This window comes from Bradyrhizobium sp. LeoA1Lang (assembly GCF_055413685.1).
The window spans coordinates 31,054-44,515 of sequence record NZ_JBVAPG010000034.1 but is presented as its reverse complement, the minus strand read 5'-3'; the positions used below and the strand labels follow the sequence as shown (position 1 = coordinate 44,515).

Genomic DNA, 13,462 nt, shown 5'->3' with positions numbered 1-13,462 from the left:
GAATTCAAATTTTTCAATTGGTTAGTGGGCAGCATGTGCACGACGTGTGCATCGGGAGATCAAGAAAATCTAGCAACAGCCAATGTGAGCAAGCCTTCCGAAGCGGGGCGGGGCCGCCTCCGGTTGGCGCACGACCAGAAATTTTGGGTCGGGAGATAGGCGAGTGGCTGACGAGCAGTCTCACTTGTCGGAGGTGGAAAGCGTCACTCTACCACCGCGCATTCGCGCAGCCGATGTCTGGCCCGCAGACATCGGTAACGGAACGTACCTACGACATAGGTAACAACCTCGTGCTGAACGGGTTGTCGAGGGCTGCAAGGTTTTCTGCTCAATGGCGAGTTCAGGCAGTGCGCTGAAATCGCCGTTGTTGCGCATTTGATGCCGTGTCGGCGCGGGGCGCTTTTCGGAGCCCTCGTCCTGCAACCGCCATATCTCGATCAGGCCGCCTGGGTTTTTGCCAAACAGGCAGCCTTCTATCGTGTCGAGCTTCAGCAGGGCCAGCAAGGAGGATGGTGCTGTCGCGTAAATCCGATAGCGGCATCGTTTCCTTGTAGCTGGCCGTTTGCTCGTCAGCGCAAACCATTGGTGGTCCTGGCCGGACACCGAGCAGAACGAATCTGCTTTGCCTGAATCGGCCGTCACCGAACGTGCATTGCAGAAGACTCCGGCGTGTTTCGGATAGGCTCGTCGGAGCCCGACGCCAAAGGGGCCGTTGTCGTGGGCGAGGCGATCCGTATTTCCCGGCTGGAATCGGGCCTAAATAGTAAAATAATATTACTAGTCAGGGCCTTCCTGGCGTGAAATATTGGCTTAGCTGCCTCAAACGAGCAGCCCGAAGGTGCCATGCCACCGCTACGCCGGCGGAGAGCACCCGGAAACAAGCAGTTCGGGAGAACGCGCCTCATGCCTCTCAAAGCCTTTCGTGCGGCTATCGTTACGTCGCCAACCTCGTGGCGCGCATCCCGCCGTTCGCCTCGATCGCGCTGCAGCGGGCAATGACCGCGGTGGCGTATCGCTCGGCGGTCGCCAGTGCTGGGGCAAACCCATGACTTCGCAGCTTGTCGTGATTCCGACGCGGCGCGCCCATTCCAATCATGCCGAGGTGGCCCGCAGCATTGGCACTGACATCATCGCCGGCCGCTATGCGGAAGGGACCCGGCTGCCCGGTGACGCCGAACTCACCGCGATGTTCGGTGTCTCACGCCCAGTGCTGCGTGAGAGCGTGAAGACGCTGGTGGCCAAGGGGCTGCTCAGCACCAAGGCACGGGTCGGCACTGTCGTGCGGGAGCGCGGCGCGTGGAACATGTTCGATGCCGATGTGCTCGCCTGGCATCTCGATGCGGGCATAGACAAGCGTTTCCTCGGCGACCTCGCGGAGATTCGCCTGGCGGTCGAACCGCGGGCGGTGGCGCTCGCGGCAGCGCGACGCTCGGAAGCCGATATCTTGGAGCTTCAGCGCAGCCTCGATCGGATGCGGCGGGAGGCCTCGGACTCCGTCGGCTTTGCCGATGCCGACCTTGCCTTGCACATCGCCGTCGCCAACGCATCCGGCAATTTGTTCATGCGCTCGATCGGTCATGTGATCGAGGCGGCGTTGCGCGCGTCGTTTCTGCTCAGTGCGCCGCTCGAAGCGGGCGATCGCGAAACCGTGCTGCTTTGGCATCAACGCATCGTCGACGCCATCGCGGTGGGCGATGCTGAAACGGCCGCGGCGGCCATGATCAAGGTCATCCACAACGGCATGCGCCGGCACGAAGGCACGGCAAAGGCGAACTCATCGGCTCAAGAAGCACTGTCAGTTGAAGCGCGGGAAGGACCATGACAGCACCGCGTGTCGCTATTGTTGGCTTCGGCAAGATTGCGCGGGATCAGCATGTTACCGCCATCGCCGCGACCGATGGGCCGGGCCGACGCCGGATCGTCGAAGTGTTCGAAGGCTGAGCCATGGCCAACACAGCCCCACGCATTGCACGGGATGTCTTCGGCACGCTGGCGGACGGTCGTCCGGTTGAGCGCGCGGTGCTTCTGGGTGCACGGGGCTTCGAAGCGCATATCATCACCTATGGCGCGGCACTTCAGGCGCTGATGGTGCCCGATGCGCAAGGTGCGTGCGACGACGTCGTGCTCGGCCATGACGATCTCACCGGTTACTTGAACGTGCGGGGCTTCTTCGGCGTCACGGTCGGGCGCTACGCCAATCGCATCGCCAACGCCCGTTTCGAGATCGATGGCGAGGTCGCGCGGCTTGCGGCCAATGACGGCGCGCACGCTCTTCACGGCGGGCCAGAGGGCTTTGACCGAAGGCTCTGGCAGATTATCGAGATCGAGGACGGCGCCGAGCCCATGGTTACGCTTGCCTACGTCAGCGACCATGGTGAAGAGGGTTATCCCGGCCGGCTCAGTGTTCGTGTCACCTATCGGCTGACCGGCCCGACGGAGCTGTCGGTACGCTTCGAGGCATGCGTCGACCGTTCGACGATCGTCAACCTGACCAATCATAGCTTCTTCAATCTCGAAGGCGCCGCGTCCGGCCTGGCCATATTGGATCATCGGCTCACGATCGCTGCCGATCATTTCCTCGCGATCGATTCGGGCGCGATTCCGTGGCCGGGGCCGCCGCGCGCGGTTGCCGATACGCCGTTCGATTTCCGTAGCCCCACACCGATAGGAGACCGGATCCGCCGCGACGATACCCAGCTGCGCTACGGCCGGGGCTACGATCACAACTTCTGCCTCGACGGCGCCGGCGAATTGCGCCTTGTTGCGCGGCTCGAAGGGCCGCGGTCGGGGCGAATCCTCGAGCTCCTGACCGATCAGCCCGGATTGCAGGTCTACTCGGGAAACTATCTCGACGGGTCGATTGCCGGGAAACGCGGCCGGCTCTACCGGCAGTCCGACGCGATCTGCCTCGAACCGCAGATCTGGCCCGACTCGCCCAACCGGGCAGACTTTCCGAGCGCGCAGCTGGCGCCCGGCTCCGTCTATCGGCACCACAGCGTCTACCGCTTTATTTCAGCAGGCAGCCCGACATGATGGAGCAGGCGCCGACTTCCATCCTATGCGCGGAGCGCTGCCATCTCGGCGAGGGGCCGACCTACGACGCAGCGACCGATACTGCCTGGTGGTTCGATATCCTCGAGGGCAAGCTGTTCGAGGCTCGCCTCGTGAGCGGACAAGTGCGCATCCATCGTCTCGGCAAAATGGCCAGCGCGCTTGCACGCATCGATGCCGAACATCAGCTGATCGCGGCGGAAGACGGTCTTTATATCCGCTCCATCCGCGACGGCGCTATGACGCTCTATCGTCCGCTCGAGGCCGACAATCCGCGCAGCCGATCCAACGACGCGCGGGTGCATCCGTCCGGAACGTTCTGGATCGGCACGATGGGGAGAAAAGCCGAGGCTGGTGCCGGCAGCATCTATGCGCTCCATTGCGGCGAAATCTCAAAGCTATTCGCCAATATCACCATTCCTAACGCGATCTGCTTCTCGCCTGACGGCGGGATCGGTTATTTCGCCGATACAGCCAAGAATGAGCTCTATCGCGTGGCGCTCGATCCCGCGACCGGTCTGCCGCGCGGCGCGCCCGAAGCTCTGCTAGAGCATCGCGGCATTGGCGGCCTTGACGGTGCCGTGGTCGATGCCGATGGCTTGATCTGGAACGCGCGCTGGGGCGGCAGTTGCGTCGACGTCTACAGTCCGCAAGGTGAGCACCTGCGCTGCCTGCACGTTCCGGCGCGGCAGGCGAGCTGCCCGGCCTTCGTCGGGCAGGATTTGTCGCGTCTCCTGGTTACCTCGGCCTGGCAGGACATGGATGAGGCGGCGCGTGCCGCCGATCCGGATCACGGGCGCACGTTCGTCCTTAAGGTCGCCGCGCACGGCCGCGCGGAGCCGGATATCAGGCTCGCCCGCTCTTAGGAGATCTTCGACGACCAAAACCACACTGCAACGAGAAACGTTCCTAAAACCGAAGGGAGTGAAACATGCTCAAGTTGAAGACGACGTTCCGTATGCTCGCGCTGGCGGGCCTCGCCGCCGCGATATGTAGCAGCGGCGCACTTGCACAGAAGGCGACGGTCGGCATCGCCATGCCGACCAAGTCGTCGGCGCGTTGGATCGATGACGGCAACAACATGGTCAAGGTGTTGAAGGAGCGCGGCTACGGCACCGACCTGCAATACGCGGAAGACGACATTCCCAACCAGCTCTCCCAGATCGAGAACATGGTGACCAAGGGAGCCAAGGTTCTGGTGATCGCGGCGATCGATGGCTCCACGCTCTCGGACGTGCTGAAGCAGGCCAAGGCCAAGGGCATCACGGTGATCGCCTATGACCGCTTGATCCGCGACACGCCGAACGTCGACTACTACGCGACCTTCGACAATTTTCAGGTCGGCGTGCTCCAGGCGCAGTCGATCGAGCAGGGGCTTGGACTCAAGGAGGGCAAGGGTCCGTTCAACATCGAGCTGTTCGGCGGCTCGCCCGACGACAACAACGCGTACTTCTTCTACAACGGCTCGATGTCGGTGCTGCAGCCCTATATCGACAGCGGCAAGCTGGTCGTCGGCAGCAAACAGATGGGCATGGACAAGGTCTCGACCTTGCGCTGGGACGGCGCGACCGCGCAGTCCCGCATGGACAATCTGCTCAGCGCCTTCTACGGCAAGAAGCGTGTCGATGCGGTGCTGTCGCCCTATGACGGTCTTTCGATCGGCATCATCTCCTCGCTGAAGGGCGTCGGCTACGGCACGCCCGAGCAGCCAATGCCGATCGTCAGCGGGCAGGATGCAGAGGTGCCGTCGATCAAGGCGATGCTCCGCGGCGACCAATATTCCACCATCTTCAAGGACACCCGTGATCTCGCGAAGGTGACGGCTGACATGGTCGATGCGGCGCTCAGCGGCAAGGAGGTCCCCGTCAACGACACCAAGACCTACAACAACGGCGTCAAGGCGGTGCCGTCCTATCTGCTCAAGCCGGTGGTGGTATACAAGAGCAACTGGGACGGCGTGTTGATCGACAGCGGCTACTACAAGCGCTCGCAATTCGAGTGAGCGGATGGCGTCCGGCAGGCGTGCAGGGTCACGCCTGCCGGACAACATCTCGCCTGAGGAACTCTGCTGCAGGATTTGATCTGATGACGGCAATGCTAGAAATGCGCGGCGTCAGCAAGAGCTTTGCGGGCGTACAGGCGCTGCGCGACGTCAACTTCACCGTCGAGGCCGGCGAGATTCACGCGCTCGTGGGTGAGAATGGCGCCGGCAAGTCGACGCTGATGAAGGTGCTCAGCGGCGTCCATCCTTACGGCGACTATGAAGGCACCATCGTCTTCGACGGCGAAGAGCGGCGCTTTCGCGACATCAACGATTCCGAGGCGCTCGGGATCATCATCATCCACCAGGAGCTCGCGCTGATTCCGCTGATGTCGATCGCAGAGAACATCTTTCTGTCGCATCCGCCGGCGCGGTTCGGCGTTATCGACCGCGACGCGGTATATCGGCGCACGCGGGATCTGTTGACCCAGGTTGGCTTGCGCGAGTCGCCGGATGCGCTCATCACCGATCTCGGGGTCGGCAAGCAGCAACTGGTCGAGATCGCCAAAGCGCTCTCCAAGCGTGTACGTCTATTGATCCTGGACGAGCCCACTGCCAGTCTCAACGAAGCCGATAGCGCAGCGTTACTGGACCGGCTTGTGGCCTTCCGCGAACAGGGCATCGCTTCGATCCTGATTTCGCACAAGTTAAACGAGGTCGCCCGCATCGCCGACCGCATCACCGTCCTGCGCGATGGCCGTACCGTCGACTCGCTCGACTGCCGGACCGAGCAGGTGGAGGAAGACCGCATCATTCGCAGCATGGTCGATCGCGATCTCGCCCATCGCTTTCCGCCGCGCGAGGTCAGGATTGGGCACCCCGTGCTCGTGGTGGACAACTGGTCCGTGCATCACCCGCTCCATCCGGAGCGCCAAGTGATCAAGAACGTCGGCTTTCACGTGCGGCATGGCGAAATCGTGGGCATCGCCGGCCTGATGGGCGCCGGACGCACCGAATTCGCCATGAGCCTGTTCGGTCGGGCGTGGGGCTACAATATCAGCGGGCGTGTGCAACTGGACGGCCGCGAGGTCAGCCTTGCGACCGTCTCCGCGGCGATTGACGCGGGCCTCGCTTATGTGACCGAAGACCGCAAGCAGCTCGGGCTGATCCTCGCCGACGACGTGCGCAAGAACATCACGCTCGCGAGCCTTTTCCAGGTAGCATCGCGATGGGTCATTGACGACATCAGGGAGCTGAAAGCGGCGAGTGACTATCGCAATCGGATGCGCATCCGGTGCTCCGATGTCTACCAGGAAACCGGCCATCTCTCCGGCGGCAACCAGCAGAAGGTGGTGCTGTCGAAGTGGCTGATGACGGACCCAAAGGTTCTGATCCTGGACGAGCCGACCCGCGGGATCGACGTCGGCGCGAAGTATGAGATTTATTGTATCATCAACGAATTGGCGGAGGCCGGCAAGGGCATCGTGGTGATCTCCTCGGAAATGCCGGAGCTGCTCGGAATTTGCGATCGGATCTGCGTGATGAACGACGGCGCCTTCGTCGGCGAATTCGCCGCCGCGGACGCGACGCAAGAAAAGATCATGCGTGCGATCATGCGCAACAAGGCCGTACAAATCGTCGTCGAACATAACAAGATGCAAGCGGGTGGAATGCAGCCATGACCGACAAGACGGTTTCACTTCCAGAGCAGCGCGGGCACGCTGGATTCATCAAAAACAATCTGCGCAATTACAGCATGCTGCTGTCGCTGTTCGCGATCATGCTGTTCTTCCAGTTCATGACCGATGGCACGCTGCTGCAGCCCCTCAATCTCACCAATCTGGTGCTGCAGAACAGCTATATCGTGATCATGGCACTGGGCATGCTGCTCGTGATCGTCACCGGCCATATCGATTTGTCGGTCGGGTCGGTGGCCGGCTTCATCGGGGCGGTCGCCGCCGTGCTGATGGTTCGCTATCACGTCGATTACCCCGCGGCATTCATCGCCTGTCTGCTGGTCGGCGCGTCGATCGGGGCGGCGCAAGGCTATTGGGTGGCGTATTTCGGCATTCCATCCTTCATCGTCACGCTGGCAGGCATGCTGGTGTTCAAGGGGCTTGCGCTTGCGCTGCTACAGGGGCAATCGGTTGGACCGTTTCCGCCGACCTTCCAGAAACTGTCGTCGGGATTCATTCCGGAGCTGCTTCCCGGAGTCGGGACGCTGTATCCGACCTCGCTGTTTATTGGCGCAGTGCTGGCGCTGGCACTGGTCTATGCCAGCGCGAAGAGCCGTGCGCGCGAGCAATCGCATGGCATTGAGGTCGAGCCTTATGCGTTCTTTGTCGCGAAGAGTGCCGTGCTAGCGGGCGCGGTGCTCTATTTCACCTACTTGATCGCTTCGCATCGCGGATTGCCGAACGTCCTCGTGATCATGACCGCGCTGATCGCGCTCTATGGTTTTCTCACACGGCGAACGGTGATCGGCAGGCAGATCTACGCCGTGGGCGGCAATGCGAAGGCGGCAAAACTGTCGGGCATCAAGACCGAACGGCTCACCTTCCTCACCTTTGTCAACATGGGCGTCCTGGCCGCGCTGGCTGGCCTCGTCTTCGCCGCGCGCCTCAACACGGCGACGCCGAAGGCCGGCGCCGGCTTCGAACTCGATGTCATCGCCGCCTGCTTCATTGGCGGTGCTTCCGCCTATGGCGGTGTTGGCCGGGTCGGTGGCGCCGTGGTCGGTGCTATGATCATGGGCGTCATGAACAATGGAATGTCGATCCTTGGCATCGGGATCGACTACCAACAGGTGATCAAGGGATTGGTGCTGCTCGCGGCCGTTTGCGTCGACGTCTACAACCAGCGCAGGTGAGGACGGACCGTTCTTGGGGCAATGAGCACGCCAAGCTCGACGGAACTTCGTCGTGCGGAGCATCAAGGACCGTAGCGCAGGCAAGCCACGATGCCTGGTTTGAAGCGCGGTCGGGATCTCGACAAGATCGGGCAATGGTCGGGTGACACGTCCGAGCTGTTTTTCGAGGATGTGCGGATTCCCACCGAAAACTTGCTCGGGCCAGAACATGGCGGCTTCGGCTGCCTCATGGGCGAACTGGTTCAGGAGAGGTTGAGCATCGCGGTCGGAGCTCAGGCAGCAGCGCAACGCGCTTTCGACGTTGCCCTTGCATACACCAAGGAGCGGCCGGCATTCGGCAAGCCAACGAAAAGGACATTCCAGCGCAGCATGTGCGCTCGCTCGATAAATGTTGGGCAGATTGGGCCGACGTCTCCAAGCCGCCGCTGACGGGTGCATTATTCGCGCCCGCCATCGAAGCGGCCAAGCGGGTCATGCTCGCACGTTTGTCCAAGCCATCCGAAGCCCCAATCATGATCGCGGCGGATTCGACCGAGGAAGCGCTCGCTTTCCTCGCGCAACTGCTCGGCGAACGCGGTGGCGAGGAACTGATATCGTACCGCGACCGCGTGCTGGTCTTCGATAAGCCCGGCGTCCTGCCGCGCCTGGCTGCAGGCGCGCAGAGCTTCATTCCGGTGGTATTTACGCGGGAGGTCGAGCGCGAACTCGGGCCTTATGCAACGTCGATGCATTCCATCGTCGTCTACCCGCGCAACGCCACGACCAAAGAACCAGACATCGTCTTTGAGCCCGTCAACTATGAGGCTTTCGACAGGGCCCTCGCAGAGATGGGCAAGGACCGCGACGACATTGCGCGCTTGTCGAGCGCCACCGGCTGCTCCCTTACCGTGCTGCGACGCCAGCTTTCCACGGTGCCGGCCGTGCGCACGCCGGCATGGGCAGACAATCATGAGACCGCGGCAAGCCTCGTGCCGTTCTTGTTCGTCGGCGCCTGGAACAGCAAGAATGAAACCGACAAATTAGGGCTTTCGCTGCTGTCGAGGGGGCATACTTACGACGAACTGGAGAAAGAATGCCAAAGATTGGCGCAGTTGAATGACGCGCCGATCTGGTCAATCGGCAATTTCAGGGGCTTGATCTCGAAAATCGATTTGCTCTATGCCATCGCAGGCGAGATCACCACCGATGACTTGAATCGCTATTTCTCGATGGCACCCATGGTCCTGGGTGAAGATGACCCTGCGCTCGACCTGGACGAAGATCAGCGCTGGGCTGCGGCGATCCACGGCAAGACGCGAGAATTTTCATCGGCTTTCCGTGAATCATCAAGTTCATGCGCGAGATGCTTGAGATGGCACTGTTGGAAAGACTATTCCCTCGATATGCTGTGCGATCTCGTGGAGCGGCTTCACGACCTTACCGATGAAGATCAGGCTCGCGTTTGGACGCTGATCGAGGTTTGGGCGAAGGGTAAGGCTACGGACGCAGAAAAAGCGGCAATGCGCGAGAAGATCCGTGTCACGACACTATCGCGCAGGGCGACGGTACGCACGAAGGCGAAGAAGGAAGCGACGGGACTAGCCGCCGCAGGCAAGGCCGCCTATGAGGCGCTGAAGCCGAGTGATCTTCTGAACAAGCACCTTTGGCTATTCCGCGATGGCTGGGTCGAAGAATCCGCCGAAGAGATCGAGGACATTGATAAGATCGATTTCAACAAGCGCGAAGAGCGCATCAAGGAACAAAGAGTTGAGGCATTGCGTGAAATTTTTGCGCAACGCGGCCTCGCTGGGATCGTGGAGCTTTCAGAGCGTGGAAAGGCATCTTGGCGCGGCGTTGGGAGCGAAGGAAAGATGCGTATGGCATCCCGAATCTGGAACGGTATATCGAAGCGCACCCCGAACAATTCGCTCAAGCGATCGCGTGGACTTACAAGCGCAACGACGGGGCTACCGATCCCCCCGAATTGCAGGTTTCGCCCGACCATGTGAAATCGATGGCCGAACGCAGCTATAAACTTTTGGACGCACTGCACCGGATTCCCGGGCACGATGAGCTTGGCGAACTGAAAGCAGAATACCTGGCGAAGTGGGTTGCGACTGTTCGCCGCCTCTGTGCAGAGCTGGGGCGCGCCAAGGTCGGCGATACCTCCATCGGCCGACTCTTGTCCGCCGCCCCCATCGGCAAGGACGGTGTGTGGCCATGCGAGCCAGTCCGCGATGTCATGGAGGATGTCCAATCCGAAGAGATAATCCATGGCGCTCATACCGGCGTGTATAATTCACGCGGTGTTCATTGGCGCGGCGAAGGCGGCGATCAGGAGCGCGATTTGGCAGAGAAGTATCGCAAATGGGGCGAGGCGCTCCAAGTTTCGCATCCCTTTGTGTCCTCAAAGCTCCTGATGGGACTGGCTGCGACCTACGATCACGAAGCAAGCCGTGAGAACATGGCTGCTGGGATTAGGCGTCGCATGCGCCAATGACTTAGAGGGTTTCCGTGGATCGATGCAGGTGGAAAAAAGAGAGATAGGCGACGATCCCAACTGGGGTGCTACTTTGCATGGGGTTGTTTTCGATATTTTAGTTGGATCAGACGGGCAAGGTTATCAAAAGCATCATGTTGCATTGAACCGGCGTTGTGGGTAAGCAATTGAGATGGAATGGAAATTCTCTGTCGCCCCCATGATGGATTGGAGCGAGAGTTCAAGTTTTTCAATCGGTTAGAGGGCGGAGTGTGCACGACGTGTGCACCGGGAGATCAAGGAAAATCTAGCAACAACCAACGTCAGCTGGCTGAACTGAACGCGCTGCAGTCTCAGCGGCAGGCCGGTCCTGTTCGACGATCATGGCTTGCCGCTTCTGATCGACCTCGTGACGGTGACGACCGACACGCTGTCGTCGAAGCGGCCGGAGCTGCTGAAATTCCTGCAGGCGAGGCGTCGCGGATGGGCCGAAAACTTCGCCGATCCCCTCAAATACCCGCCGCTCTACCTTCCGGCCGAAGCAGGGATCACGATCCTTTGCACGCTTGGCGTTGCCGTGCCTGGGAGGCCCTGGGGCATGTACCGGTCAGCGGCGTGAGGATTTTCCCGCCGCTTTCCGTGGTGGTCGCGGACGTCGGCGCCAATTCCGATCTGTACTGGGGTCATGTCGCGGCGACGGCGACATCGACCTTCGGCTTCCTGATCGGCACGTCGATTTGCGTCGGTCGCCGCACTGGTCTTCTGCCTGTTCCCGACGGTCGAGCGCCTGTTCCGCAGCGTCAACATCGCGCTGTTCGCCGTGCCGGCGATCGCGATCGGACCGCTTCTCGTGCTGTTGCTCGACGGCCGCTGGCCGCAGATCGTGCTGTCCGCGACCATGATCTATTTCCCGACGATGGTCTCGATGCTGGTAGGGCTCCGCGACATCGATCCGCGCCATGCCGATCTGGTCAAGGCCAATGGTGGTGGAGAGATCACTTTGCTGCGCTCTATCCGCCTGCGCAGCGCCATGCCGGGCGTATTAGCGGGATTGAGGGTGGCTGCGTCGCTATCGGTATTGGGCGCGATCCTCGGCGAGTTCGGCTCCGGAGAGCGCTGGGGCCTCGGCACCTTCCCGCTCGGCTCGCTCGGTCAGTCCAATGCCGACAGGCTCTGGGGGATCAGCATGGCCGCAGCGGCCCTGGCGCTGACCGGTTACGGGCTTTTCTCGCTCGGGTCTTCGATGGTCGGTGCGACGATCCCGGTCACCGTGGCGGCGGGCCGCATGCCGGACGAACTGCATGGCCAGGACGGCGAGGCCGGCTTCAAACGCTATCTTATGGTGATTGCATCGGTGGCGCTGCCGTTCGTGCTGTGGTGGGCCGTGCTGAAATGGGCCGACGTCAGCCCGATCGTCGCGCCGCGACCCTGGGATGTCGTATCCTACCTGACCTTTGCCGACGGATCCGATGAAGCGAGGTCGGCGCTGCTGCATGCCGTGGGACAGACCATCCCGATGGCGCTGCTCGGCCTGTTCGTCGGGCTCGGCATTGCGTTTCTGCTTGCCGCACTGTCGGTGGTGATGCCGGGATTGCTCAAGGTGATCCTGCCAGCGGCCATGGCGTTGCAGAGCACGCCGCTGGTCGCCCTCACACCGATCGTACTTCTGCTCCTGGGCAGGACCATTTCGGCCTGCATCTTCATGGCCGTGGTGGTGGTGTTCTTTCCGGCCTTCGTCCTTCTGGTCCAGGGATTTGCCGTCGTGCCGCGCGCAGCGCTTGAAACCGTCGAGGTCTATGGCTGCGGTCCGATCCAGAAGCTGAGGTTCATCTCGATCCCGTATTCGTTCCGCTACATCGCGGCGGCCGCGAAGCTGGTGGCGCCGCGGGCGCTGCTCGGCGTCATGATCGCGGAGTGGCTCTTGACCGGCACGGGGCTCGGCAACCTCATGGATGTCTCGCGCGGCTCGCTCGACTACGGCATGGTATGGAGCGGGGCCGTGCTCAGCATCATGATCTCGGTGCTCGCCTATCGCGGCGCCGACCTGCTCGAGCGCTCGATCCACGTCGGTCGCGCGGCATGAGCTCATCTCAACGCCTGTGGCTGCGGGATCCGACGACCACGGATCATCTCTTCGTATTTCCCGCCGACATGCCCGACGCTGTTGACATCGAGGTCGAGGAGGCCCGCGCGCTCGGAATCAGGATGGCGTTGACTCGCGGCGCGATCGATCTCCGTTTCGAGGAGGGCGGCATCGCCGACCGCAGGCTGATGCAGGATCACGACACCGTGCTGGCGGATTGCGAGCGCGTCCTCTCGCTCTATCACGATCCGCAGCCCGGCTCGTTTACCACCGTAGCCCTGGCGCCCTGCGCCCCGTTCAACGTCACACGCCGGATGATGGTCGAGACCGCGGCGCTCGCCGCGAAGCATGACCGCAGGCTGCACACGCATCTTGCGGAAACCGAAGACGAGAACGACTACTGCCGGCAGCAATTCCGCTGTACGCCGGTGGAATATCTCGAGGATTGCGGCTGGCTATCGAACCGGACCTGGCTCGCGCACGGCGTTCATTTCAACGAGGACGAGATGCGCCTGCTTGGCGGACACGGAGTCAGCGTCTGTCATTGCCCGACCTCGAACATGCTGCTGGCGTCCGGAACCTGCCGGACGGTCGAGCTGGAGGCGTCGGCGGTCTCCGTCGGTCTCGGCGTAGACGGCAGCGCCTCGAACGACAGCTCCAACATGATGGAAGCCGTCCGGCACGCGATGCTGATGGGGAAGCTTCGCTATGGCGCCGAAGCAGTGACGCATCTCGACGCCCTGCGCTGGGGCACCCGCGGTTCCGCGGATGGCCTGGGACGGTTCCTTCTCGACGATCTGAGGTTTTCGGGCGCTGGAGATCCGCTCGCGGCGCTCGTGCTGTGCGGGGCCCACAGCGCCGACCGGGTGATGGTCGCCGGACATTGGCGTGTCGTCGATGGCCGACCGGTCGATATCGATCTCGCACGGCTCCGATCGATGCATGGCGAGGCCGCCAGGGCCTTTCTTTAGGCAGCGTCGCCTGCACTCGCTATCAAAGTGGTCAAATCGCGAGCAAAAC

The 13,462-nt window shown here is 61.8% G+C and carries 12 protein-coding genes and 2 pseudogenes; 13 read left to right on the top strand and 1 reads right to left on the bottom strand.

Features of this window, described 5'->3' with window-relative positions:
• Positions 1–180 precede the first annotated feature (180 nt).
• The gene (locus tag ACZYOF_RS14435) at positions 181–504 is read right to left on the bottom strand and encodes a hypothetical protein (RefSeq protein WP_463716161.1); all 324 of its coding nucleotides are present in this window, start codon (positions 502–504) and stop codon (positions 181–183) included.
• A gap of 541 nt (positions 505–1,045) precedes the next feature.
• Between ACZYOF_RS14435 and ACZYOF_RS14430 the strand changes: the two genes are divergently transcribed.
• From ACZYOF_RS14430 to ACZYOF_RS14370, 13 genes and pseudogenes are all read left to right on the top strand, one after another.
• Positions 1,046–1,822, top strand: coding sequence for a FadR/GntR family transcriptional regulator (locus ACZYOF_RS14430; RefSeq protein WP_130578575.1), 777 nt, complete (start codon positions 1,046–1,048; stop codon positions 1,820–1,822).
• Positions 1,819–1,941, top strand: a complete 123-nt coding sequence (locus tag ACZYOF_RS14425; protein WP_463716170.1) for a hypothetical protein — start codon at positions 1,819–1,821, stop codon at positions 1,939–1,941. The genes ACZYOF_RS14430 and ACZYOF_RS14425 overlap by 4 nt, the downstream gene beginning before the upstream one ends.
• Positions 1,942–1,944: 3 nt before the next feature.
• Entirely contained in the window at positions 1,945–3,033 is a 1,089-nt protein-coding gene (locus tag ACZYOF_RS14420) for an aldose epimerase family protein (RefSeq protein WP_463716160.1), read from the top strand.
• Positions 3,033–3,917, top strand: coding sequence for an SMP-30/gluconolactonase/LRE family protein (locus tag ACZYOF_RS14415; protein ID WP_463716169.1), 885 nt, complete (start codon positions 3,033–3,035; stop codon positions 3,915–3,917). Before ACZYOF_RS14420 ends, ACZYOF_RS14415 begins: the two co-directional genes overlap by 1 nt.
• A 65-nt stretch (positions 3,918–3,982) precedes the next feature.
• Positions 3,983–5,053, top strand: coding sequence for a multiple monosaccharide ABC transporter substrate-binding protein (chvE, locus tag ACZYOF_RS14410; RefSeq protein WP_463716159.1), 1,071 nt, complete (start codon positions 3,983–3,985; stop codon positions 5,051–5,053).
• A gap of 83 nt (positions 5,054–5,136) precedes the next feature.
• Complete coding sequence (gene mmsA, locus ACZYOF_RS14405) at positions 5,137–6,714, top strand: multiple monosaccharide ABC transporter ATP-binding protein (RefSeq protein WP_282527566.1); 1,578 nt, start codon at positions 5,137–5,139, stop codon at positions 6,712–6,714.
• Positions 6,711–7,901, top strand: a complete 1,191-nt coding sequence (gene mmsB / locus ACZYOF_RS14400) for a multiple monosaccharide ABC transporter permease (RefSeq protein WP_130578578.1) — start codon at positions 6,711–6,713, stop codon at positions 7,899–7,901. The genes mmsA and mmsB overlap by 4 nt, the downstream gene beginning before the upstream one ends.
• A 96-nt stretch (positions 7,902–7,997) precedes the next feature.
• Positions 7,998–8,246: pseudogene (locus ACZYOF_RS14395) on the top strand (acyl-CoA dehydrogenase family protein); the annotation flags it as partial.
• A 26-nt stretch (positions 8,247–8,272) separates the two neighbouring features.
• Entirely contained in the window at positions 8,273–9,889 is a 1,617-nt protein-coding gene (locus ACZYOF_RS14390; protein ID WP_463716158.1) for a hypothetical protein, read from the top strand.
• 5 nt (positions 9,890–9,894) lie between these two features.
• A complete protein-coding gene (locus tag ACZYOF_RS14385) occupies positions 9,895–10,380 on the top strand; it encodes a hypothetical protein (RefSeq protein WP_463716157.1) in 486 nt (161 codons plus the stop codon).
• A gap of 367 nt (positions 10,381–10,747) precedes the next feature.
• The gene (locus tag ACZYOF_RS14380) at positions 10,748–10,978 is read left to right on the top strand and encodes a hypothetical protein (protein ID WP_463716156.1); all 231 of its coding nucleotides are present in this window, start codon (positions 10,748–10,750) and stop codon (positions 10,976–10,978) included.
• 135 nt (positions 10,979–11,113) lie between these two features.
• The gene (locus ACZYOF_RS14375; RefSeq protein ID WP_463716168.1) at positions 11,114–12,442 is read left to right on the top strand and encodes an ABC transporter permease; all 1,329 of its coding nucleotides are present in this window, start codon (positions 11,114–11,116) and stop codon (positions 12,440–12,442) included.
• Positions 12,443–12,474: 32 nt separating this feature from the next.
• Positions 12,475–13,413 (top strand): annotated as a pseudogene (locus tag ACZYOF_RS14370) (amidohydrolase family protein); the annotation flags it as partial.
• Positions 13,414–13,462 lie beyond the last annotated feature (49 nt).

Bases quoted from the DNA above. Each gene is read 5' to 3' on its own strand.
- chvE (WP_463716159.1), top strand. From the start codon at position 3,983: ATGCTCAAGTTGAAGACGACGTTCCGTATGCTCGCGCTGGCGGGCCTC.
- ACZYOF_RS14425 (WP_463716170.1), top strand. From the start codon at position 1,819: ATGACAGCACCGCGTGTCGCTATTGTTGGCTTCGGCAAGATTGCGCGG.
- ACZYOF_RS14430 (WP_130578575.1), top strand. From the start codon at position 1,046: ATGACTTCGCAGCTTGTCGTGATTCCGACGCGGCGCGCCCATTCCAAT.
- ACZYOF_RS14420 (WP_463716160.1), top strand. From the start codon at position 1,945: ATGGCCAACACAGCCCCACGCATTGCACGGGATGTCTTCGGCACGCTG.
- mmsB (WP_130578578.1), top strand. From the start codon at position 6,711: ATGACCGACAAGACGGTTTCACTTCCAGAGCAGCGCGGGCACGCTGGA.
- ACZYOF_RS14415 (WP_463716169.1), top strand. From the start codon at position 3,033: ATGGAGCAGGCGCCGACTTCCATCCTATGCGCGGAGCGCTGCCATCTC.
- mmsA (WP_282527566.1), top strand. From the start codon at position 5,137: ATGACGGCAATGCTAGAAATGCGCGGCGTCAGCAAGAGCTTTGCGGGC.
- ACZYOF_RS14385 (WP_463716157.1), top strand. From the start codon at position 9,895: ATGGCCGAACGCAGCTATAAACTTTTGGACGCACTGCACCGGATTCCC.